General features: G+C 69.9%; 11 protein-coding genes. 5 read left to right on the forward strand and 6 right to left on the reverse strand.

All coding sequences use genetic code 11. The annotated features are described in order from the left end of the window. Nucleotides 1-41: 41 nt before the first annotated feature. Entirely contained in the window at nucleotides 42-9368 is a 9327-nt protein-coding gene (locus tag OG206_RS31375; protein ID WP_327121971.1) for a non-ribosomal peptide synthetase, read from the reverse strand. Continuing rightward, on the reverse strand, nucleotides 9365-13363 hold the full coding sequence (locus tag OG206_RS31380; RefSeq protein WP_327121972.1) for a non-ribosomal peptide synthetase: 3999 nt from the start codon (nucleotides 13361-13363) through the stop codon (nucleotides 9365-9367). Before OG206_RS31380 ends, OG206_RS31375 begins: the two co-directional genes overlap by 4 nt. Nucleotides 13364-14664: 1301 nt before the next feature. On the opposite strand from OG206_RS31380, the gene OG206_RS31385 reads away from it, so the two are divergent. Continuing rightward, nucleotides 14665-16254, forward strand: coding sequence for an ABC transporter substrate-binding protein (locus OG206_RS31385; RefSeq protein WP_327121973.1), 1590 nt, complete (start codon nucleotides 14665-14667; stop codon nucleotides 16252-16254). Nucleotides 16255-16477: 223 nt separating this feature from the next. Here OG206_RS31385 and OG206_RS31390 read toward each other — a convergent pair whose 3' ends face one another. After that, nucleotides 16478-16705 (reverse strand): hypothetical protein, encoded by a 228-nt coding sequence (locus tag OG206_RS31390; RefSeq protein WP_327121974.1) that lies wholly within the window; start codon nucleotides 16703-16705, stop codon nucleotides 16478-16480. Between the two features lie 273 nt (nucleotides 16706-16978). Between OG206_RS31390 and OG206_RS31395 the strand changes: the two genes are divergently transcribed. After that, nucleotides 16979-17608, forward strand: a complete 630-nt coding sequence (locus OG206_RS31395) for a YceI family protein (protein ID WP_327121965.1) — start codon at nucleotides 16979-16981, stop codon at nucleotides 17606-17608. A 267-nt stretch (nucleotides 17609-17875) separates the two neighbouring features. Continuing rightward, complete coding sequence (locus tag OG206_RS31400) at nucleotides 17876-18715, forward strand: maleylpyruvate isomerase family mycothiol-dependent enzyme (protein ID WP_327121975.1); 840 nt, start codon at nucleotides 17876-17878, stop codon at nucleotides 18713-18715. A 106-nt stretch (nucleotides 18716-18821) separates the two neighbouring features. Here OG206_RS31400 and OG206_RS31405 read toward each other — a convergent pair whose 3' ends face one another. The 3 genes from OG206_RS31405 to OG206_RS31415 all read right to left on the reverse strand — a co-directional run bounded on the left by OG206_RS31405 (nucleotide 18822) and on the right by OG206_RS31415 (nucleotide 21776). After that, nucleotides 18822-19811: an endonuclease/exonuclease/phosphatase family protein gene (locus OG206_RS31405; RefSeq protein ID WP_442805976.1), complete on the reverse strand. Its 990-nt coding sequence runs from the start codon at nucleotides 19809-19811 to the stop codon at nucleotides 18822-18824. A gap of 155 nt (nucleotides 19812-19966) precedes the next feature. Further along, nucleotides 19967-21088 (reverse strand): sensor histidine kinase, encoded by a 1122-nt coding sequence (locus tag OG206_RS31410; RefSeq protein WP_327121977.1) that lies wholly within the window; start codon nucleotides 21086-21088, stop codon nucleotides 19967-19969. Next, nucleotides 21081-21776 (reverse strand): response regulator transcription factor, encoded by a 696-nt coding sequence (locus OG206_RS31415; protein WP_327121978.1) that lies wholly within the window; start codon nucleotides 21774-21776, stop codon nucleotides 21081-21083. The genes OG206_RS31410 and OG206_RS31415 overlap by 8 nt, the downstream gene beginning before the upstream one ends. A 196-nt stretch (nucleotides 21777-21972) precedes the next feature. Here OG206_RS31415 and OG206_RS31420 point away from each other — a divergent pair, with 196 nt between their 5' ends. Together OG206_RS31420 and OG206_RS31425 are read left to right on the forward strand one after the other, a co-directional pair. Further along, the gene (locus tag OG206_RS31420; RefSeq protein WP_327121979.1) at nucleotides 21973-22647 is read left to right on the forward strand and encodes an ArsR/SmtB family transcription factor; all 675 of its coding nucleotides are present in this window, start codon (nucleotides 21973-21975) and stop codon (nucleotides 22645-22647) included. Then, nucleotides 22644-23381, forward strand: coding sequence for an SRPBCC family protein (locus tag OG206_RS31425; RefSeq protein ID WP_327121980.1), 738 nt, complete (start codon nucleotides 22644-22646; stop codon nucleotides 23379-23381). The genes OG206_RS31420 and OG206_RS31425 overlap by 4 nt, the downstream gene beginning before the upstream one ends. Nucleotides 23382-23520: the final 139 nt, after the last annotated feature.

A 23520-nucleotide genomic window follows, 5' to 3' on the forward strand; every position in this document is an offset into this window, starting at 1 on the left:
TCTGGGCGAGCCGCCGTGGATCAGGTGGGACGGGGACGGGTCTACCGGGCGCGCCCCGGCTCCTGCCTGCGATGCATAGCGGTGGCCGGTTCCGTCAGCATCGCTGTGATGGCCTCGGCCACGGTGCGCACATGCGGCGCCGCGACGATGCCGTAGTGGTCGGTGGGCAGGGACCGCCGCACGGCGGAGGAGGGCAGACAGGCACTCCACTGACGGCTCGTCTCCTCCTGATCGCCGGGTGCGGGCATACCCGCCGTGGGCCGTTCGGCCAGCCACAGGAGGGTGGGGGTGACGGCCAGCGGCCGCACCTGGTGCTCACCCAGGCTGTACAGGTTCGCCCGGCAGCAACGGGCCAGGCTCTCGGCGTACGCCCGGACGTGCCCAGCCGACGCCGACGCCGACGCCGAGCCGGTGCCGAGCTCTGCGGCGAACAGCTTCTCGAGGTCGTCCTTGTCGTAGGACGCGACCAGCCCGTGCGCCCGCGGCGGTGGCGGGTCCAGCAGGTGGAGTGCTTCGAACGGCCGACCGTCGGACTCGGCCAGGGCGGCCATCTCCATGGCCACCCGGGCGCCGAAGGACCATCCGGCCAGGTGGAGCCGGCGGTCCGGGCCTCCGAAGTGGTCGCGCAGCTCTGCCTCGTAGTGACGGGCGCGTTCGGCCAGTGACCACGCGGGCATCGTGGCGTCCCGGAGTGCCGGATCGGCGATGAGGCACACGGTCGGTTCGGGGCCCAGGGCTGCCACCAGCGAACGGTAGGCCTGGATGTCCCCGCCCACGGGGTGCACCAAGCACAGGACGGCGGAGCCCGTACCCTCCTGCCAGACATCGAGGACGACACGTGAGCCGGTGCCCCTTGCAGCCCCTGCGACGGGCTCGGCGGGGCCGACGGCCGCCTCGACGTGTTTGAGTATCTCGGTGAGGCTGACCCGGTAGCTGAAGGAGGCCAGGTCGAATTCGACGCCGTAGTCGTCCTCGATCTGGGCGATCAGGGTGATCAGGGTCAGTGAGTCGGCTCCGAGGTCGTAGAGGGAGTCGTCCGGGGCCAGTTCGTCCACGCCCAGCAGGTCCTGGATCAGGCGGGTCATGGCGGCGGCTCGTTCCGCCGCACCGTCCGGGCCGGGTGAATTCGTCGCGGCGTCCGTGCGGTGCTCCTGTCCGGCCCGTGAGCCGACCGGCTCCGCCCGGTCGCCGCCTGAGGGGGCGTAGAACGCGCGGGAGACCTCGATGCCGGTCGTGGAGACGAGGAGCTGCGGCAGCTGCAGGGCCAGGGCATGGCCGAAGACCGCCTTGCCGTCCTCGACCGTCATGCCGACTTCCAGGTGGGCCCGGTGGCGGCTGTCCGGGTTCTGGACCCGGGTCGCCATCCCGGTCTCGCTCCAGATGTCCCAGTCGATGCCTATCCGGACCGTCCTCTCCGTCTCTGCGGCGCGGTGGTGGGCGAAGGCGTCGAGGAGGCTCGCGCCGGCCGCGTAGTCGCTCTGGCCGACACCGCCGAGCAGGGCGGACATCGAGGAGCAGTAGACCGCGATCTCCGGCCGGAAGGACTCGATCAGGTGTTCCAGTACGAGCGCGCCAGTCTCCCGGACCGAGGCGGCCTCGCGCATGGCGCTCGCGTCGCGTCGTACGAGCAGCCCCCCGTATCCGAGGCCGGCCGCGTGGAACACGCCGTCCACCCGCTGTGTGTGGCGGGTCACGGCAGCCGCCACCTCGTGCACGGTCATGGCCGCCAGGTCAGCCGGAACGAGGCCGACGCGATCGGCCCAGCGGGTCAGCTCCGCCGGCAGCCGCGGACTCCTCGACAGCAGAAGGACCCGGCCGCCGGTGTGTTCCAGAAGCCAGGCGGCGATGGCGCGCCCTATGCCACCCGTGCCGCCCAGTACCAGGTGGACCGTCTCCCCGCCGGACGGCACGGGGGGCTCCGATCCGGACGGCGCCCCCACCGGCGCGGTGCCCGGCCGCCACCAGTAGCCCTGCCGCAGCGCGAGTTGCCTGGGCAGAGCCGTATCGCCGGCGCGTCCGGCCCGGAGTGCTTCGGCGAGGACCGCGGCCACCTGTCCGCCCCATCGGGTCAGGTCGTGGTCGGGGAGGTCCAGCCAGTGGCCGTCCAGAACGGCCTCCTGGGCGCCGACCTCGACCGGCCCGGCCAGGAGTGCCAGTTCAGGCCTGCGGACCGTGCCCACCACGGGCCGGGCGCCGTGGGACAGCCACCACACGCGCGGGGAGCCGGTCCGCCCGGACAGCGCCTGGGCCAGGGCCGCGCTGGTGTCCAGGCAGGCGTGCCGGGCCTGCCGCAGCGTGCCGGGACCGACCGGGCCCGTCACGTCCAAGGGCAGCGCGTGCACCCATTCCACGTCGTCCAGGGCCAGGGTGCCGTCCATGGACAGCGCGTCGAGGAGCAGGCCCAGGGACGCCGCGTCGGCCGGGTCGGCGTCGAAGGTGTCGGTTCCCCTGCGGACGAATCCGTCGGACGGGTGCACCCGCACCACGCGTGACGCCACGTCCTGGAACGCCGCGAGCGCCTCCCGCGGTGTGCTTTCGGAGGCCACGACCACCACGACGGACGCGCGGTCGGCCCGCGCGGTCGTGCCCGTGACGGCGGCACGGCGGAGCCGGACCCAGTGCGGCTGGTGCAGCCACTCGGCCCTGGGCAGCCGGTCCGGTACCGCGGTCCGGGGCGTGCGGTCGAAGTCGTACTCCGCGAGTGCGAAGGACGGGGGCGGGAAGTCCCAGGGCGCCGGGGCGGGGCCCGTCCGCCAGTCGACGGGAGCCCCTGCGGCCCAAGCCTCGGCGACGGCGTCAGCCGTGCGGTCGGCGGGGGAGACCGGCGGGGCGTCCGGATCCACGGCACCGTGCGCGATCCCTCCCGCGGCCACCGCGCGAAGCCACCGCACGGCGGAGGCAGCGTCGGTGACCGGCGACGCGACCCGAAGGTCACGGGCCGCACGTCCGCTCTGCAGGTGGCGCAGCACCGACTCGAAGCGATCGGGCCGCAGTTGCAGGTAGTCGGCGATCCGGGTGGCGTCGGTGGCCAGCGACTCCGTGCTGGACGCGGAAAGGACCAGGCACAGGCACAGGGGTGCCACACGTGTCACGGCTGCGCCGGTCCCGGTGTCCTGCTCCACGACGACATGGGCGTTGGTGCCGCCGATCCCGAAGCTGCTCACCGCGGCCACCCGTTCGCGTCCCCCGGGCCACGGCGCGGACCGGGTCGGGACGAAGAAGGGGGTGGGGTCGGGGCCGATCTCCGGGTTGAATGCGCGGAAGTTGATGTTCGGCGGGACGGTGTCGTGGTGCACGGCGAGGACGGCGCGCACGAGGCCCACCACACCGGCCGCCGCTCCCATGTGACCGAGCTGGCTCTTGACGGAGCTGAGGGCGCAGCGACCGGACTCGTCCACGTCGAACGCCTGCCGGAGCGCGCTCACTTCGATCGGGTCTCCCAGCCGGGTACCGGTGCCGTGGGCCTCCACGTAGCCGAGGTCGGCCCCGGTACGGCCGGCGCGGGCCAGTGCGGTCCGTATCACCTCGCGCTGCCCGGCCAGGGACGGTGCGGTGTAACTCATCTTCTCCGCGCCGTCGTTGTTGATCGCGGAGCCCGTGATCACCGCATAGACGGTGTCGCCGTCCCGGCGTGCCCGCCGCAGTGGTTTGAGGACCACGACGCCGACACCGCTCGCGCCGATCGTCCCGGTCGCGTCGTCGCTGAAGGGACGGCAGTCGCCGTCCGCGGAGAAGATGTGCTGCGGGCGGTAGCGGTAGCCGCCGCTGAGGCCCGGGTCGACGAGCACCCCTCCGGCGAGCATCACGTCGGCGTCGCCCTGCCGGAGCATGCCGGCCGCGAGATGCACGGCGACCAGGGAGCTGGAACACGCGGTCTGGGCGCTGAAGGCGGGCCCGGTCAGCCCGAGGTGGTAGGCGACCTTGGTGGCCAGGAAGTCCTTCTCGTGGTGCAGCGCGAGCTGGAATCCGTCGGGCAGGCGGCCGGGGTCGGCTTCGCGGAGCAGGGTCTGGAAGTAGGTGTTCTCCCCGGCGCCGGCGACCAGGCCGACCCGTGCGGCGGCGGTGTCCGCGATTCCGGCGTGTGCCAGTGCCTGGACGCACGCCATCAGCAGGTGACGTTGCTGAGGGTCCATCAGGCGGGCTTCTTGGGGGCTGATGCCGAAGTGGCCCGGGTCGAAGTCGAGCATCCCGTCGAGCGTGCTGTGTGCGCCGATGACGCCCTCCGGGGCGTCGACGCGCCGGATGCCGGTACCGCCGGAGACCACCAGGTCCCAGAACGCCGCCAGGTCCGGGGCGCCGGGCACCCGTACCGCCATGCCGACGACCGCGATCGGTTCGCCGGGTTCCGGGGTTCCGGCGCGGGGCCCGGCCGGCGCGGCAGGGGTCCGGGTGCCGGGGAGGACGCCGGTGGAGAGGCGCCGGGCCAAGGAGCGGACGGTGACGTGCTCGAACAGATCTGCGACGTCGAAGCGCATGCCGAGCGCTGTGGTGCAGCGGAGATGGAAACGCATGAGAGTGAGACTGGAGGCACCCGCGTCGAAGAAGGTCTGATCCGGTCCGATCGTCGCACCGGTGACCTCCTCGAAGGCGACGGTGAGCCGTTCCTCCTCGGCGGTGAGGCCGGTGCGGACGACGGCTGAGCGGCCCATCTCCTCGCCCCGTGCCCGAAGTGCCGCCCGCCGGTCCAGCTTGCCGCTCGGGGTGCGCGGGATCCCCTCCAGTCGTCTGAAGCGGTCCACACGGACGTAGGAGGGCAGCAGCGACGAGAGGTGTGCGGTCAGGTCCTCGGAGGACGGGCACTCGTCCCCGACCTCCAGACAGGCGGTCAGCCCGGCGCCGTCCGACACGACGACGGCATTGACCACCGCCGGATGACGCAGCAGAGCCGCCTCGACCGCTCCGAGCTCCAGCCGGTGACCGCTCAGCTTGATCTGCTGATCGTCCCGGCCCGCGTAGTGCAGCAGACCCTCGCTGTCGAACCACGCCCGATCGCCGCTGCGGTAGAACAGGCCCTCACCCGGTACCTCGACGAAGCGCGTGTCGTCGAGAGCGGGTTCACCGAGGTAGCAGCGGGTGGTCATGCTGCCCCCGATCAGCAGCTCGCCGGTGCACATGGACGGCACCGGATCGCCCTGGGCGTCCACCACGCGCAGGTCGGCGCCGGCCACCGGGCGACCGATGGCCGGCCGTTCGGGCCAGCGGCTCGGGTCTCCCTCCAGACACAGGGCACTGACCACGTGCGTCTCGCTCGGCCCGTAGTGGTTGAACAGGCGGGCGCCGGGCAGTCCGGCGAACCAGCGCCGGATGGCGTCGGTGCACACGAGCTGCTCGCCCGCCGTGACCACCTCGCGCAGCCGGGAGGGGAACCTGCCCAGGCGGACCGCGTAGTCGGCCAGCAGTTGCAGGGCCACGTAGGGCATGAAGATCCGCTCGGTGCCCGCGGACTCCAGTCGATCCAGCAGCGCGGGGACGTCCTGGCGCCACTCGGGGCGTACGAGCTGGAGGCTGCCGCCCGTGCACAGCGTCCCGAAGATCTCCTGGAAGGACACGTCGAACGCCAGCGCCGAGAACTGCTGGGTGGCCGACGGTGCGGTCAGGCCGCCGGGGCCGGACTGCCACTGGATCAGGTCGCACAGCGTGCGGTCGGAGATCTGGACGCCCTTGGGCACGCCGGTGGAGCCGGAAGTGAACAGGGTGTACAGCGGCCGGGCGCCGCCGTGCGCGCCCCCGGCGGGCAGTGCGCCCAGGGCCTCACCCGGGTGCGGCTCCGGGGTGGTCAGCAGGACGGGATGCCGCGCCACGCCGTCGGGGAGCAGCGTCTCCAGAACCGGAGCGCCGTCCGCGGGGACCAGGACACACAGGGGGTCGACACGCTCGAGGACGTGGCGCAGCGCTTCGAGCGGATAGGAGGGGTCGAGGGGGACGGCTGTGACATTCAGCCGCGCCAGCGCCAGCAGGGCCACCACGTGCTCGACGGAGTGGCTCAGGTACAGAGCGGCCCGGCAAGCGCTGCCGTCGGCCGGAATCGGGTGACTGCCTGCCAGTTCCGAGGCGAGAGCCGTGGCGAGGGCATCGAGCGTCGCATAGCTCAGAGTGCTGCCGTCCGCCGTGAGGACGGCGGGGGCGTCAGGGATCCGGGCGACCTGCCGAGCGAAGCCCTCGGCGATCGTGGTGAAGCCCGGTTCCCGGACCGGCCCGCGACCGTGCGCCGGCAGGGACCGCCGGTACGGCGCGATCAGCTCCTGCGGGGTGGAGCGGCCACCGGACGCGAGCGCGTCCACGCACCGCCGGAACAACTCGGCCATCGCCTCGACTGCCTCGACGGTGAATCGGTCCTCGGCGTACTCCCACAGCAGGTCGATGCCGTCCGGGTGCTCGAGCACGGAGACCGTCATCGGGCACTTGGCCTCCGATGCGGCCCACCACAGGGGGCGCTGGAAGCAGCCGGGCAGCCGCAGCGCCCCGAAGTCGGTGTTCTCCAGGACGAACAGCAGATCGAAGGGGGTGCCGTCGCCGACCCCCTCCCAACCGGTCAGCACGTCGGCCAGTGCCACCTCGTGATGACGAAGCACCTGACCGGCAGCGGCCGATGTGCGGGCGAGGTGCGAGCGCAGGTCCTCACGGGGGGCGACGGCCACGGGCAGCAGCACGGTGTTCGCCATCATGCCCACGCTGTCCTCGAACTCGCGCACCGGGCGGTTGGCGACCGGGGCGGCGATGCGCGGGCGGACCAGTCCGGTGACGCCGTACACGCTGACGGAGAACACGCTCAGCAGCACCTGGAAGCGGGTCAGCCCGAGTTCGGCGCAGAGCAGATCGAGCGTGCCCCGCTGGGCGGCGTCGAGAGAGGTGTGCAGGAGCCGAGCCCGTGGCACCGCCTCCGCGTGCTGGTCGGGCAGCGCTTCCTGTGGCTCTTCCAGAGCCTGGTAGTAGGCCAGGAGTTCGTCGCGCCGGTCCCGGTAGGCCGCAGTCGCGAACCACTCGCTCTGCCAGGCGGCGTAGTCCAGCGGGGTCGGAGCCGGTGCCGTGTGCCGAGTGGCCGGTTTGCCGGTGGCTTCTGCGTAACCGGCGGACAGATCCCGCAGCAGAATACTCAGCGACCAGCCGTCGACGGCGATGTGGTGCAGGTGCAGCAGAAGTGTTCCGCCCCCCTCATGGGGCAGCCAGCAGACCCGGAGCATCCGGGGGACGGCGAGATCGAAGCGGTCGGCGAAGAAGGAGCCGGCGAAGGCCTGTGCCGCGTCCTCGTCCCATAGCCGGTCCGTACCCGGCTCGTGCCAGGGGTCGTACGGTTCGCCGACGGTCTGGCCCAGGCCGTCCGGCCCGAGTGCGAAGCCAGTTCGCAACGCCGCATGGTGTGCCACCAGAGTCCGCAGGGCCCGGCGAAGGGCAATGATGTCCACGGGCCCGTCAACCCGGAAGGCCTGGTTGACGGAGTACGCCCGGGAGTCCGGTGCACGGCGCTGCAGAAGCCACAGCCGCTGCTGCTCACTCGTGGCCTGCGCCGAGCGGGCACCGGCGACGACCGGCGCCGGGAAGGCGCTCTCCCCGGCCGGGCCGGTCGACTCGACGGCCTGGGCGACCGCGGCGAGGTCGCCGTGCAGGACGACCGCCTGCGCCAGATCGTGGCCCCACCGCTTCCGGATGGCGAAGCGGAGACGCAGGGCCTTCAACGAGTCGCCGCCGCTGGCGATCCACCGGTCGCCGAGCCCGAGGCCGGTGGTCCCCAGAACCTCCTCGGCGAGCGCGAGGACCTCGCGCTCCGTCTCCGTCGTCGCCGGTCCGTCGGTGGCGGCCGGTCGCCAGGGCCGGCCGGCCTGCCGCAGCAGCGCGGCCTGGTCGACCTTGCCGTTGGCGTTGAGCGGCAATTCCTCCACGAGGTGGATCCGGTGCGGGCGCATGTAGGCGGGCAGGTGGGCCGCGAGGTGTCTCTCGAACTCTTCGTAAGCCACATCCTGTTGCAGGACGACGAATGCCAGCAGTTCGTTCGGCCCCGCCTCGTCCGAACGGCGTGTGCACACGTGTGCCCGTCCGACCGCCGGGTGAGAGAGAACGCGCCGCTCCACCTCACCGGGCTCGATCCTGAAGCCGCGGACCTTGACCTGACGGTCGGTCCGTCCGACGTACTCCACCAGGCCGTCGGCGTCGGTGCGCACGAGGTCACCGGTGCGGTAGTACCTCGCCTCACCGCCGTCGAGCCACGCGAGCCGCACGAAGCGGCGCTCGGTCTCCTCGGGGAGGTTGCGGTACCCGGCCGCGAGCCCTGCGCCACTCAGCAGGAGTTCGGCGACCTCACCGGGAGCGGCGACCCTCTCCTGGCCCGGCACGACCAGGACGGCTCCGGTCTGCGGAAGGGGCCGGCCGATCGGCACCACGTCACCGTCGAAGTCCCGGGAAATCGGATGGCACAGCGCGAAAGTGGTGCACTCCGTGGGGCCGTAGATGTTGAACAGACGAGTGCCGCTGTCAGCGTTGTCCCGGTACCAGCGGCGCATCACCCGGGAGTCGAGCTGCTCACCGCCCACCAGCACCTCGCCGACCGCGGCGAAGCAGTCCGGCACGGCCATGACCATCGCGTTGAACAGCGCGGTCGTGATGAAGACGGTGTCCACCCGCTCGCGCCGCAGTGCCGCGGCAAGGCCTTCCGGGGTCTGTACCTCCCCGTCACGCAGGACCACGCAGCAGCCGCCGGTGAGCAAGGGTGCCCAGACCTCGAAGCTCAGCGCGTCGAACGCCGGATTCGCCAGACACGAGTAGCGCAGGCCGGGCTCGACGCGGATGTAGCCGGGGCGGGCCAGCCGGATGATCCCGGCGTCGCGGACCTCGACGCCCTTGGGCCGCCCGGTCGTCCCGGAGGTGTAGAACAGAAAGGACACATCGCCGGTGGCGGGCGGTTCCGGCACGGTGGCCGCAGCATCGGGGACCTCGGGGAGCAACGTGTCCACGGTGTACGCCCGCACACCCACCGGAAGCTCGGTGAGACTCTCGGTGGCATCGCACACCAGGGCGGCCGCGGCGGAATCCCGCAGTATGAAAAGACGGCGTTCGCCAGGACTCTGGGTGTCCAGCGGCACCACCCGCGCACCCAGCCGAAGGATGCCCAGCATCACGCAGACCAGCTGCCAGGAGCGTGGCAGTGCTACCGCGACGGCCTGCCCTGCGGTCACGCCCCGGCGGCCCAGTTCGGCGGCCACCGCGGCCGCGGCAGCGTTCAACGTCGCGTAGTCCAGGCGTATGTCGCCGTCGGCGACCGCGTCCGCCCGCGGTGTGCGCAGGGCCCGGCGGTGTACGCCGAGGGCGATCCCGGCCCGGGTGCTCAGGCCCTCCGCCAGATCGGCGGGGGACGTTTCGACGTGGGGTTCCATCATGCCTCCGACGTACCAGAAAGTGTCGTGCGCCGCGTCTCGGTCACGCCCGGCCCCGTTGCCGCCCGCTCCAGTTCGGCGGTGAGGACGCCGGCGACGCGCGGCAGTTCGTCGCTCTCCAACATGTCCCAGTGGCCGCAGGCCACGGGCTGGACGACGAACTCACCGCTGACGCGGCGCTCCCAGAACGCACGCATGCGATCGGCCGCACCGCCCGCGTCCTCGTCCTCCACGGCCGTCGCCTGCAACAGCACGACGCGAGCCGGCGACCCGGGCACGGCGTAGTCGCGCGCCGTCTCGCGATGGTGGTTGTAGACGGTCAGGTACCGGGCCACCTGGTCGTCGTCGATGCCCGGGTACATGCCGTTGAAGCGCACCAGTTTGTCGCGGAACTCATCCATGCCGACCGGCGCGATCGCGGCACGCTGCGCGGCGTCCTCCGCGCCGTGGGTGTCGAGCAGGACCACGCTCACCCTCTCGTGTCCGGCCGCCACCAGGCGGCGTCCCATCTCGTACGCGATCAGCCCGCCGTACGAGAGTCCGCAGAGCACCAGCACCTCGTCGTGACGGGGATCGACGAGCCGCAGATACTCCTGGGCCATCGCCTCGACACCGGGCAGGGTGGCCTCGCCGGGGTTGATACCGGGCGCCTGGAGGCCCACCACGCCGACGTCGTCGGGCAGCGCCGTGGACAGCGGCAGGTAGCAGAACGCCGTACCGCCGGCGGGATGCACGCACACCACCCGCCGGTCGCCGCTGCCGGCGCGGAACTCCACCAGGCTGCTCGACTCCCCGAGCCGTGAGCCTCCGGCGCCGACGCCGCGCACCCTCTCGGCGAGCGCCTCGATGGTGGGGTGCAGCATGACGTCCCGGACCGGCAGCGTCACACCGAGTTCCTCCTGGACGGCGGACGCCATCTTGATCGCCGAGATCGACGTGCCGCCGAGTTCGAAGAAGTTGTCGTCGATGCCGACGTCCGTGTGCAGCAGCACCCCCCGCCAGATCCGGTACAGCGCCATCTCCACGTCGTCGCGGGGCGCGACCGTGTTGACCCGCCCCGAGCGGGCCCGTGCCACCGCACCCAGCACCTCCGTCCGGTCCACCTTGCCGTTGCGGTTCAGTGGCAGACGCGGGAACTCGGCCACCACGACGGGGATCATGTAGTCCGGCAGGCGGTCCCTGAGGGCCGCACGCCACTCGTACGCCGTCCGCGTGGCCTCGGGGTCACAGCCCACTCCGGCGACCAGACGGGGGCCGCCCGGGGCGTCGCGGTCGGCCATGACCACGGCCTCCCGCACGCCGGGAACCGCCAGCAGCGCTGCCTCGATCTCGCCCGGTTCGATGCGGAAGCCGCGCAGTTTGAGCTGCTCGTCGCCGCGGCCGGCGTACTCGGCGTTGCCGTCCGGCAGCCAGCGCGCCAGGTCACCGGTGCGGTAGACACGTTCGCCGGGCACGAACGGGTCGGGTCCGAAACGCTCGTCGGTGAGGTCGGGCCGGTTCAGATATCCACGGGCCAGGCTCGCTCCGCCGATGTAGACCTCACCGCGAACCCCGACCGGGACTGGGCGCATGCGTTCGTCGAGCAGGTACAGGCGTGTGCCCCGCAGCGGCCGCCCGATGGGGCACGACCGCTCGTGGGGCTGTGGGTCGGTGTAGGCGGTGGAATACAGCGTCGCCTCGGTCGGACCGTATCCGAAGCAGATGCGCAGGCCGGGCAGCAGCTCACCCATGCGGTGCAGGGCGCTCTCGGGCAGGGACTCCACCCCGGTCAGGAGCTGACGCAGGCTCAGCCCAGCCAGGCGTACGGCCGGATCCTCGTCGATCCACAGGACGTAGGACGGAGGCAGGAACGCCTGGGTCACCTTGCGGTCCCGCAGCCAGTCCATCAGGGCTCCGGGGTCCCCCCGGATGTCGTCAGGGACCAGGTGCAGCACCGCTCCGGTGGTCAACGGCAAGAGGAGCTCGTGCACCGACGCGTCGAAGCCGATGCTCGACCAGGCGGATGACGCCTCACCCGGAGTGTCTCCCATGAGTTCACGCCAGTGGTCGAAGAGGTTGACGACGCTGCCGTGCGTCACCGCCACACCTTTGGGGCGACCGGTCGATCCCGAGGTGTAGATGACGTAGGCGAGCCGGGCGGGGTCCGTGTCGATGTCCGGCGATTCGTCGTGCGCCCCCTCGGCCTCCACCTTCTCCAGGTTCTCCCACAGCTGCCGGTCGTCCCCCGAGGTGTCCGCCTGATCGGTCAGTACGAGTACCGGTGCGGCGTCGCTCACCATGGCCGTGAGCCGTTCCGAGGGCTGTCCGGGGTCGAGGGGCAGATAGGCGGCCCCGGCCTTGAGGATGCCGAGCACGCCGACGGCGAGCCCGGTTGTGCGTCCGGTGTGCAGGCCCACCACGCGGTCCTGTCCGGCACCGCGGGCGATCAGAGCACGGGCGAGACGGCTCGCCCGGCGGTCCAGCGTCGCGTAGTCGACTTCCGTGTCACCGGCCACCACCGCGAGCTGCTCCGGCCGTTCGCGTACCTGTGCTGCGAACCGCTCCAGCAGACCCGCCGGTGCCGGCTCGCCGGGCACGGCCGTGAGGGGCCCGGTACTGAAGGTGGCGAGGAGTTCGCGTTGTTCGTCCTCGTCCAGCAACGTCAGGTCGGCGATATCGGCTCCGGGACGCTCGGTCATCAGGCGCAGCACACGCAGAAACTGGCGTATGTGCCGTTCGACGGTGTCGCGGTCGAAGAGAGCCACCGCGTAGTCGATCTCCCCGGCCAGGCACCCGCCCTCGTCGGCCAGGGCGAGGACCATGTCGAACTTCGCGGGGACGTGAGCGGCGTCCTCGCGCAACTCCACCTTCAGATCCGGGAGTTCCAGTTCGCTCCGCATGGAGGGGACCCAGGCGAACATGACCTGGAACAGCGCCGTGTACGCGGGGCTTCGCGGGGGGTTGACCACCTCCACGACCCGCTCGAAGGGCAGGTCGACGTGCTTGAGCGCGTCGCGGATACGCTGGTTCACCTGCGCCAGTACGTCGCTGACGCTGGGGGAGCCGGACAGGTCCGTACGCAGAGCGAGTGTGTTGACGAAGAATCCGATCAGACCCTCGACGTCCCCGCGGCGCCGGTTCGACGTAGGGGCGCCGACAACGATGTCGTCCTGCCCGGACAGCAGCGACAGCAGCAGCGTCCAGCCGGTCAGGACGGTCGCGTAGAGGGAGACACCGTTGTCCGCGGCGAGCGCCCGGAGGGCCTCGGTCAGGTCCTCCTCGACGATCACGGGCACCCGGTCACCCTCGAAAGCCTGCTCCGGTGGGCGTGGCCGGTCCGTGGGCAGGGAGAGCACGGCGGGAGCACCGGTCAACGTGGAGGCCCAGTATTCGGCGTGTGCGGTGGGCTCTTCACCGGACATCCAGTCCCACTGCCAGCGGGTGTAGTCGCTGTACTGCCACGTCAGTTCCGGTAGCGACGCGTCCTGACCGTGCCGGAGCGCGGTGTACACCAGGCCCAGTTCTCGCAGCAGCAAGGTGCGGGACCAACCATCGAAAATGATGTGATGGGCAGTCAGGAGCAGCACGTGGTATTCGGGTTCGAGCGCCACCAGACAGCCGCGCACCATGGGCTGCTCGCCCAGACGGAACGGGCTGCCTTCCACCTCCATCCGTGTCCGCGCGAAGTGCTCGGCCGCGTCCGGCAGCCCCGTCAGATCCTCGAAGGCCACCGGGAAACCGGAATCCGGTGGATCGACGACCTGGAGCGCCGAACCGCCGGAGGGCACCAGTCGGGTGCGCAGGGCCTCGTGCCGGGCCGCGAGCAGGTTCAGCGCCTGGAGAAGCAGGCCCCTGTCCAGGGGCCCCCGGATATCGAAGGGCATCGGTTCGTTGTAGGCGGCACCGGCGGCTCCTTCCATGCGCGCCGTGACCCAAAGGCGCTCCTGCGCCAGTGAAAGGGGCGCGGATAATGTCGCGCTGCCGCGTCGGCGGCTGACGGTAATTCGGGGGGACAGCACGGATTACCCCTCACTAGAAAAGGAAGCGGCGAAAACGGTTCCTGCGTTCCGGAAAGGCCGGCATTTCCGAAACCGCGCAGGCGCATGTGTGGAGAGGGTTATTTCAAATAATTCAGCAGGAATCCTGGAATGTACTTCTGGAAGCGAAGTACATGATGGAGGCCGCAGAGTCGTATCGCAGCGAATGTGAGCGACTGTCTGGCGTGATCGATTCCCTTGATGTGCCGATTTTTGTCCGGTACGGCAGGTCGCTACGGGTTGCGAATCGATATCCTCACGGGTTCAGTGGGCCTGACGGTAGCTTCTGGGTGCCGTCGTCTCGTGCCGACTCCATGCAGTTTTGGCAGGTGCGCGCGAAGCAGGGGTCGGTCGGTGGCGTGTCTGTTTTCCGGCTGCTCGGCGGTGGGTAATTTCCGCTGATATTAAATGGGCGCCGTTTGGATGGTCAACAGTGACCCACGCCACATCGCCCGGGAGTGGATTCCTGGCGGTGGACGGCCGGTGTTGTTTTACCGCCTATCCGGCATCGGTCCATTAAGTACGCGATGGGTCACATGTCGTTATGTGGAAGAACTGATCCGTGTCAGTCGCGCCCTTTGGGAACATCAGAAGAGGAGTAATATATTCCACTTCTGATGTCGTCAGGGTGTCGTGTGTGGTGATATCCAGCGACTTGATGCATATCGGCTTCTGGCGTGAACTCGCAGGCGGCCAGGTGCCGCGAAGGTGGCGTAGGGGCGCCCACGAGTCAAGACGGGCGCCGGGATCACCCGTAGGGCCTCGCCTCGGTGCTCACTGTCGGACTGGCGCTGCTGTTCGTCTTCGTCATGTTCGTCGGACCGTGTCCGCCGGTTGGAGCACGGAGCCGGATGGGCGAGAAGTTCAGCTGGGCGTGCTCACGGTCGCTGTCACCTCGGCCGACATCGCGTGCATGCCCTGTTGGGCAGGGTGGGTTCGTCGTGGCCGGTGGGCGGCGCATCTCGGCCGGGCTTCGACCGCAGCCGCCATGTCGGCTGCGGGTGAGGCGATGGAAGCGGTGCCAGCCCCTGCGCCGAGCGGGGGATGCCTGCCGGGGAAGCGGGTGGCCGGCTCCGTCGTGGGGCCCGAACCGCAACCCCGGCTCTGTTCCTGCGCGCACGACCTGGGGTGTCCGAGTGTGTGGCGTCAGGGGGTGGTGACTCGACGCTATAGTTGTAGCGTCAAGTAACGGGCTCTCTGTGTGTCTGAAGAGGGGCCGCGGACTGAGGTCAGAGGAGCGGCACTGCCCCCGAACGGCCAGTCAGAAAGCAAGAGGCAGTTCTGTGAACGTGCGTAAGTGGGGAGCGGGCGCCCCCGTCGGGGCCGGCCTCGCGGTGGTCCTGCTGGGTGGCTGCGGCATCCAGAGCCACGGAGGTGCCGCCGGACACGGTGACTCCATCGTCGTGGGGATGTCGGACGAGGTCCTGGCCGTGGACCCGGCCTCGGGCTACGACCCTGGTTCGTGGCTGCTCTTCAACAATGTCTTCCAGTCCCTGCTCAGTTTCCCGCGAGGGGGCTCGACACCCGAACCGGAGGCCGCGAAGTCCTGCGTGTTCGAGAGCGGCAACACGGTGTACCGGTGCACGCTCCGCGACGGCCTGACCTTCAGCAACGGCGACAGCCTCACCTCCGAGGACGTCAAGTACTCCTTCGAGCGGGCGATCAGGATCAACGACCCCTCGGGGCCGGCGCCGCTGCTCACCGGAATCGGAAAGATCACGGCGCCGGACCCGCAGACCGTCGTCTTCAAGCTCACCACCCCCGATGCCACCTTCCCCAGCAAGATCGCCTCGGGCGCCGGCTCCATCGTGGACCACAGCGCGTACCCGGCGGACGAACTGCGCAAGGACGGCAAGGCTGTAGGGTCCGGGCCCTACGAGCTGAAGTCCCTCGACAAGTCGAAGGCCGTCTTCTCCGTCAACTCCGGCTACCGCGGCACGGCGCGAGCCAAGAACTCGGGCATCACCCTCGACTTCTTCCGGGGTGACCAGAAGGGGCTGGCGTCCGCACTGCAGAAGGGGGACGTCGACGTCGCCTACCGCGGTCTGGCCGCGCAGGACATCGAACAACTTGAGGAATCGAGCGCTGCGGCCGACAACGGTATCCACGTCGTCGAAGGCTCGAGTGCCGAGGTGCAGCACCTGGTCTTCAACGTGAACGACCCGGTGGCCGGAAAGCTTTCGGTGCGCAAGGCCATCGCGTACCTGGTGAATCGCGATGCCCTCGTCAGCGAGGTCTACCACTCCACAGCCACCCCGCTCTACTCGATCGTCCCGGCCGGCATCACGGCCCACAACACCGCCTTCTTCGACACGTACGGTGGGAGCCCGCAGCCGGCCAAGGCCGAACAGGCGCTGCGCGGCGCCGGCATCACCGGGAAGGTGAAGCTCACCCTGTGGTCCACGCCGAGCCGTTACGGCCCCGCCACGGACAACGAACTGCGGGCGATCGCCCAGCAGCTCAACCAGAGCGGGCTGTTCGACGCGAAGGTCAAGTCCCTGCCCATCGAGCAGTACGAGAAGCGGATCGAGGCCGGTGAGCTCGGCATCTACGTGAAGGGCTGGGTCCCTGACTACCCCGATCCGGACAACTTCACCCAGCCGTTCTTCGGTAAGGACAACGTCCTGCAGAACGGCTACGCGAGCGGGGACATCGCACGCCGGATCATCCCCGGGACCGCCGCCCAGGCGGACCGGGGCACCACCCAGGACGCTTTCGGTGAGCTCCAGGACAAGGTGGCGGAGGACCTGCCGATCCTGCCGTTGTGGCAGGGCAAGCAGTACGCGGTGGCGAACGACGACGTGTCCGGTCTGGAATGGACCCTGGACCCCTCGACTGTCTTCCGCTTCTGGGAGATCAGCAAGTTCTCGTAGCGTCTGTCAGCGCGACCGAGTAGCCGGCTCCAGCCGAGAGCCGAGAGCCGAGAGGGGCGCGGGGCGAGGGTCGCAGGTGTGGGGAAGTGCGCGGCGACGGTCATCCCGACGGGTCATCCCGCGCTCGCCCGATACCTTTCCCCGGGCGGCCGCGTGACGCGGTCCGCCCGGGGAAACGGGGTACTCGCCTCGGCACCGACCTGTTCATGTGCCCAGGACTCCTTCAGCCCAGCAGGACGTCGTCATCACCGAGACGCTTGAGCTCGCGGTAGAGGATCGCCAGACCGGTGACGACCTTGGCGGTCGATACGGCGGCGTCGACCAGCCGCAGGGTGTCGTTCTCCTCACGGGCGATCTTGGCTTGCTTGACGACGCCCAGCGCACCGAAAGCGGTGGTGGCGAGCGACAGGTACACCCTGGACCGGGTCCTTTTCTTGGTTGCTGCACTCATGGTTATGAACCTCCTGAGGCAGCGGCTACCCCGAGATCGCCACAGTGATCACCTGGTTCTGTTGCGCCTTGCGCCTTGCGCCTTGCGCCTTGCGCCTGCAGGGCGACGGGCGAAGAGCAGTGGCGCCCGAGCTGGTGGGCCGAGCTGCTTGCCGAGGCGGGGAAGGGGAGGTGGTGACGGCCGTCACTCGCTGCGCCGACGCCGGGGGGAATGGCAAGAAGGAGGGAAAGGTTGACAGATAAACCAAATGCAATCCCTCTGAAGGAGCATGTCATGGGTCTGTTCAACCGTAAGAGCGCTTCTGCTTCCGCTTCTGTGTCCACGGCTGTGGCTGGGGGGACTGCGGTGGAGTCGGGTTCGAGTCTGTCGCATCTGACGGGTGACTACGTGATCGATTCGACGCACAGCGAGATCGGGTTCTCGTTGAAGTATGCGAAGGTCACGACGATGCGTGGGCGTTTCACGGAGTATGACGGGCGGCTGCGTCTGGATGGTTCGACGCCTTCGGCTTCGACGGCGGAGGTCGTGATCAAGGTTGCGAGTATCGACACGGCTCTGGCCGGTCGTGACGAGCACCTGCTGAACGGTGATTTCTTCGCGGTGGAGGAGTTCCCGGAGATGACGTACCGCAGCACGAGTGCGGAGCGGGTCGATGAGGACACGTTCCGGATGAACGGTGATCTGACGATCAAGGGTGTGAGCCGGCCGGTTGCGCTGGAGCTGACGCTGAACGGTGAGGTCGTGGACCCGATGGGTAATGTGCGTGTCGGTTTCGATGGTTCTGCGACGATCAGCCGCAGTGACTGGGGTCTGACGTACAACGCGGCGCTGGAGGGTGGCGGTGTCCTGATCAGCGACAAGGTGAAGCTCACCTTCGACATCTCCGCCATCCGGGAGGCCTGAACCGGCCGACGTATCTGATCCGGCCCGGACACAGCTGCCGGGCCGTGCTCCCCGAGGGTGGTGGGACCGACCACCACCCACCGAGCCCGCACCCCGGGCCTGGCGAAGCGGTGCCCCCATGTCATGGCAGAGTCGTGGCAGCTGTCTCCAGTGCGGGCGGAAGCGGCAGGCGGACGCCCCTTGCCGTGAAGCTGTCCGGGCTGCTCTTGTGTACACGCAGACAAGAGGCTCGGTTGGCGGGTACGGCGTTTCGGGAGCGGCAGCGACATGAGCGCAACGGCGGATCAGGGGCGGGAAACCCAGCGCACGCACACCGATGTCCTGCCCGCGGGGCTGGCCGACGCGGTGCGCGCCACGGCTGAGGAGATCGCGGAGCTGTTGCGCGGAGCCCCCGACATGGGCGCTTCCGTGCCGGGTTCGGAGTGGACCCTGGGGGAGGTGGCCGCACATCTGGCTCAGGCGAACGAGCTGATGGCGCAGGTGGCCGCCGGGCTGTCCCGCCGCCATGGCGACGGCACTCCGCAGAGTATCGCCGCAGCCAACGAGCAGGCTCTCGCCGCATTCGGTGAGCGGGCAGCGCATCCGCTGGCCGCGATGATAGAGACGCAGGCCGACGCGTACGTCGACGCGGTGGCTCGACGCCCCGTGGGCGAGACGCTGATGACGCCGATGGGTCCGATGGACCGGGCGGTCCTCGGCTCGTACCTGCTGACGCACATGTTGGGCCACGGCTACGACATCGCCCGGGCGCTCAGGCGTCCGCACGGGGTGACCCCGGCAAGGGTTACCCTGACGCTCCCCTTCATGATCGAGGCCATGCCCCGCGTGACGGACGCCGCGGCCACAACAGGCCTGAATGCCCGCTATGCGGTGCGGTTGTGGGGTGGCGGAGGTTTCGGCGTGACGTTCACCGATGGGGCGGCGACCGTGTCTCAGGATCATCCGGACCGCCCGGACTGCACCCTGTCCATCGAGCCGGTCACCTTCCTGTTGATGGCGCTCGGCCGCTGCTCGCCAGTGGGTGCCATGGCCAGGGGACGGGTCTTCGCGTGGGGCCGCAAGCCGTGGACGGGGCCGCGGTTTCCGCAGTACTTCAAGGCTCCGTAGGGCGAAGCAGGGCGGCCCGGTCTGCTGTGCACACCATGCCGGGACGGCAGGAACGGCCGGGCCGCGACCCCGATTTGCCGGCCTTCGGGAGATCCCGCAGAAGTCGTCACCAGCTGAGGCGAGCTCCCACCGGCAGATGATCGCTGCCTGTGGCCGGCAGGACCCACGAGCTCCGAGGCTCCACACCCCGGACCAGGATCTGGTCGATCCGCGCCATCGGGAACGACGCCGGCCAAGTGAAACCGAAGCCCTGCCCGGCTGCTTCCTGCACCGAGCGCAGGTGCGAGGTGAGCCCGTCGAACACGCGGTCGTCGGTGGTGCCGTTCATGTCGCCGAGCACCACCACCCGCTCGTTCCGCTCGGTGGCGACGGCCTTGGCGAGCGCTGCGGCGCCGACGTCCCGCGAGTCCGTCCAGAAGCCGTGCCGGGGCATCAGCCGTACCGACCCCAGGTGCGTCACGAAGACCACCAGCGACCCCTTGTCCGTGGCCACCGTCGTGCGCAGCGCCCGCGGCGGGTCCACGGGCAGGTCCTTTGCGCGCCGGCTCTCGGCGAGCGGTCCGACGTTCCCCCGCAGGACGTCGACCGGCCGGGAATCCGACAAGGGCAGCTTGCTCCACAGGCCCACCGTGCCCTGCACCGTGTGGTAGGGGTATGTCCCGGCCAGCTCCTTCCCGTATGCGACCGCGGCCCGGGGAGTCAGCTCCTCGAGCGCCAGCAAGGCCGCCCCGGACGCCGCCAGGCCGCGGGCGGTGCGCACCGGGTCCGGGTTCTCGGCGTTGACGTTGTGGCTGACCACCGTGAGGTCTCCGCCCGGCGCGGACTTGTCGAGGAACAGTCCTCCGAACAGGCTCGACCACGCCACGGCCGGCAGCACCAGCGCCGCCGTCGCCACGGCGGACCTGCGCCACAGGGCCCCCGCGAGGATCACCGGGATGAACACACCGAACCACGGCAGGAGTGACTCCACGAGGCTGCCTGTGCCGCCCCGGTCCGTGATCTCCGCGTGCAGCAACATGAGCAGGCCGAGCGCCAGCGCCGAGGCCGCGAGCCACAGGCCGCGCTTCCACGGGTCAGGTCTGCGGAGACTTCGCACCGCCCGAAAAACGCGACGTGCCGGCCGGGCACCGGAGCGGGTGCTGCCGTCGCGGCCGGCGTCGGAGCGGCGGGCCGCAGCCGTGTGCGGGAGTGCGGCGCGCTCGCCCGGGTCGCTCTGCTCCCGCGAACCTTCGACGTCTTGTAGAGCTTTACTCACTGGTCGGTGTCCTTCGGGGGCCGGGCGGGGGGTCGGGGCAGGCGAACGACGACTCGGAGTCCGCCCTCGGCGCGCGCGGTGATGGTGAGGGACCCGTCGTGCACCTCGGTGATCCTCCTGACGATGGCCAGTCCGAGTCCGACCCCGGCGTGGTCGTTGCGGAGCCGCTCGGTGGCCCGCTGGAAGGGCTCGGTGAGAGTCGAGACGGATTGTGTGGAGAGTGTCTCGCCGCAGTTCTCGACCGTGAGCACCCCGGTCCCGGGGCCCACAGCCGTACTGACCCATACCCTTCCTCCGGCGGGCAGGTTGTGCACGATCGCGTTGTGTACGAGGTTCGTCGTCAACTGCAGCAGGAGAGTCTGCGAGCCGAACGCCTGGGCGATCTCCCCGGAGGTCTCGATGCTGACACCGCGCTTCCCGGCGAGCGGGAGCAGTGTCTCGGTGGCCTCTTCCGCGAGCAGGGAGAGGTCTACGGTTTCTCGGGCGAAGGACCTCTGATCGGCGCGGCTGAGTACGAGGAGCGCCTCGGTCAGGTCGATCGCCCGGGCGTTGACTGCGTGCAGACGGGCGATGACCTTGCTCAGGTCCTGTGCCGGGTCCTTGCGGGCCACGTCGAGCAGCGCCTGCGAGACGGCCAGCGGGGTGCGCAGTTCGTGGGAGGCGTTGGCCGCGAACCTCCGTTGCTCCGCCACGTGATCTTCGAGGCGGGCGAGCATGGTGTCGAAGGCATCGGCGAGTTCACGGAATTCGTCCTTGCGCCCGGTCAACCGGATCCGGTGCGAGAGCGAACCTTTCGTGACCATGCTGGTGGCGTCCGCGATGCGGGTCAGCGGGGCGAGCATGCGGCCGGCGAGAATCCACCCACCCACGAGACCGAACAGAAGCAGGAACGCCAGCACGGCGGCAGCCCTCGGAGCGAAGACGTCCAGGAGGGCGGACCGGACGGGAAAGACACCACGGAGCCTGTCGTCGGGGTTGATGAGCATCGCGCGGTCGGGGACGTAGCGCAGGAGAAAGACCCACACCGCCGCGAGTAGCAGCAGGCCGGCGATCATGAGGAACCCGGCGTAGCTGAGGGTGAGTTTGAAGCGGACGCTGAGCCCGGGCCGCCTATTCACGCTCCCCTCCCTCGGGAGCGGGAGCCGGATGTGCGTCGATGCGGTACCCGGCGCCGGACACCGTGGCGATGACCCAGGGTTCGCCGAGGCGTTTACGCAGGGCCGAGACCGTGATGCGGACGGCGTTGGTGAAGGGGTCGGCGTTCACATCCCATGCCCGCTCCAGAAGCTCCTCGGCGCTGACGACACCGCCCTCGGCGGCGACGAGGACTTCGAGTACCGCGAACTGCTTCCTGGTCAGGGCGACGTGCCTGCCGTCGCGATGGACTTCGCGGCGGAACGGATCGAGTCGCAGGCCCGCGATCTCGCGCACGGGCGGCCTGTTGTGCCCACGCCTGCGGTCCAGGGCTCTGAGTCTGAGTACGAGCTCCTGGAGCTCGAACGGCTTGGTGAGGTAGTCGTCGGCGCCGAGTCCGAACCCTGAGGCCTTGTCGTCGAGCCGGTCGGCGGCGGTGAGCATGAGGATCGGAATGCCGCTGCCGGACGTGACGATACGTTCGGCGATCTCGTCGCCGGTAGGGCCCGGGATGTCGCGGTCGAGGACGGCGATGTCGTAGACGTTGGTGCTCAGCAGCTCCCAGGCGGTGTCGCCGTCACCGGCGATGTCGGACGCGATCGCCTCCAGGCGCAGGCCGTCGCGGATGGCTTCCGCCATGTAGGGCTCGTCCTCGACGATCAACACTCGCATGCTTCGAGGTTACGAGCGGCCACATATCGTCCGCGTATCGAAAGTGAACACGGCCGGCGCCCGTCGGGCTGCGGTCCCCGAGGCGGCTCCTCCCGTGCGCGGGAGGCCAGGAGGATTGTCGGCAGGCGACCGGCCTCCCTTCACCGACAATATTTTTTGTCTTGACAAAAATTATTGTCGGGTTGATCCTGAGGGAGTGCTGGATGTAGCTGTGATCGAAGAACCCGCTGCGGCGGTGGCATCCCTGGACCCGATACGGTCCCGGATCCTCGCTGCTCTGACCGAGCCCGGGTCGGCGGCCATGCTGGCCGCCCGCCTGGGACTGCCTCGGCAGAAGATCAACTACCACCTGAAGGAGCTGGAGCGTCACGGACTGGTCGAGCTCGCCGAGGAGCGGCGCAAGGGCAACGTCACCGAGCGGGTGTACCGCGCCACCGCCTCCTCCTACGTGATCTCGCCCAGTGCCCTGGCCGCCGTCAGTCCGGATCCCTCCCGGTCCCCCGACCAGCTCTCCGGTCAGTGGCTGCTGGCACTGGGAGCCCGGCTGGTGCGGGAGGTCGGCATGCTGCTGACCGGCGCCGCCCGGGCCGAGCGGCGGGTCGCGAGCTTCGGGATCGACGCCGAGGTGCGCTTCGCGTCGGCGGCCGACCGGGCGGCCTTCGCCGAGGAGCTCACTCAGGTGATGGCGGCCCTGGTCGGCCGCTACCACGACGAATCCGCGCCGGGAGGCCGACGCAACCGCGTGATCGTCGGCGTGCACCAGATCCCCGAAGCCCATCCAGACGCTCCGAAGGGTGAGCCCGGCCTCCTGCCGGGAGCCATGGGGGAGCACGAACAAGAACCGTCAGCAGAACAGGAAAAGCGATCATGACGCACCCATTCGAGATCGAGCTGGAGACGACCCTGCCGGTGAACCCGGAAGAGGTCTGGCAGGCCATCGCCACAGGCCCTGGCATCGACTCCTGGTTCATGGGCCGTAACGAGGTTGAACCCCGAGAAGGTGGTGTCGCGTCGATGGACATCGCCGGCCACCGCGAGCAGGCCGTGATCACGGCCTACGAACCCGGCAGACGCCTCGCGACCCGAACCTCCCCCGGCGAGGACGGCCGCTTCATGGCCTTCGAGTACCTGATCGAGGGGAAGGAGCACGGCAGCACCGTTCTCCGCGTGGTCCACAGCGGCCTGCTCGGAGACGACTGGCAGGACGAGTACGACGCGCTGCGCCGCGGCTGGCCCTTCCACCTCCACACGCTCGGCGAATACCTGACCCGCTTTCCCGCGACGGTCGGCTTCCCCGTCTTCGCCATGGTTCCGACGCCCGGCAGGACGGCACAGGACGTCGGTGCGGCCCTCACCCGCGGGCTGGCGCTGTCCGCCCCGGTCGCGGTCGGTGCGCGGGCGCACGCCGAACCGTCCGGCCTGGTGCCCATGGACGGCGAGGTCGTCTGGGCGGACGACGAGCGGATCGCCGTCCGTACCCCTGACGGGATCTACACCTTCCACTTCGGTTCGGGTGCCCTGCTCATGTTCCACCACCTGTTCGGACCGGATACGGAGGGGGCCGAGGCCGCCTGGCAGCAGTGGCTGAACGGGCTCCTGACCTGATGCTCGCCGGCGTTACCGGTTCCGGCGTGAAGGCCGGGCCGGTGACGGGTGCTCTGTGAGCGGTGCATCGGGTTCGTGTCCGCCCTTCGCCCGGCGCGCAGTGGCGCAAGGGCGTGAATCCGCGCCATGCCTCCGGTCC

Source organism: Streptomyces sp. NBC_01341 (assembly GCF_035946055.1).
Taxonomy (GTDB): Bacteria; Actinomycetota; Actinomycetes; order Streptomycetales; family Streptomycetaceae; genus Streptomyces.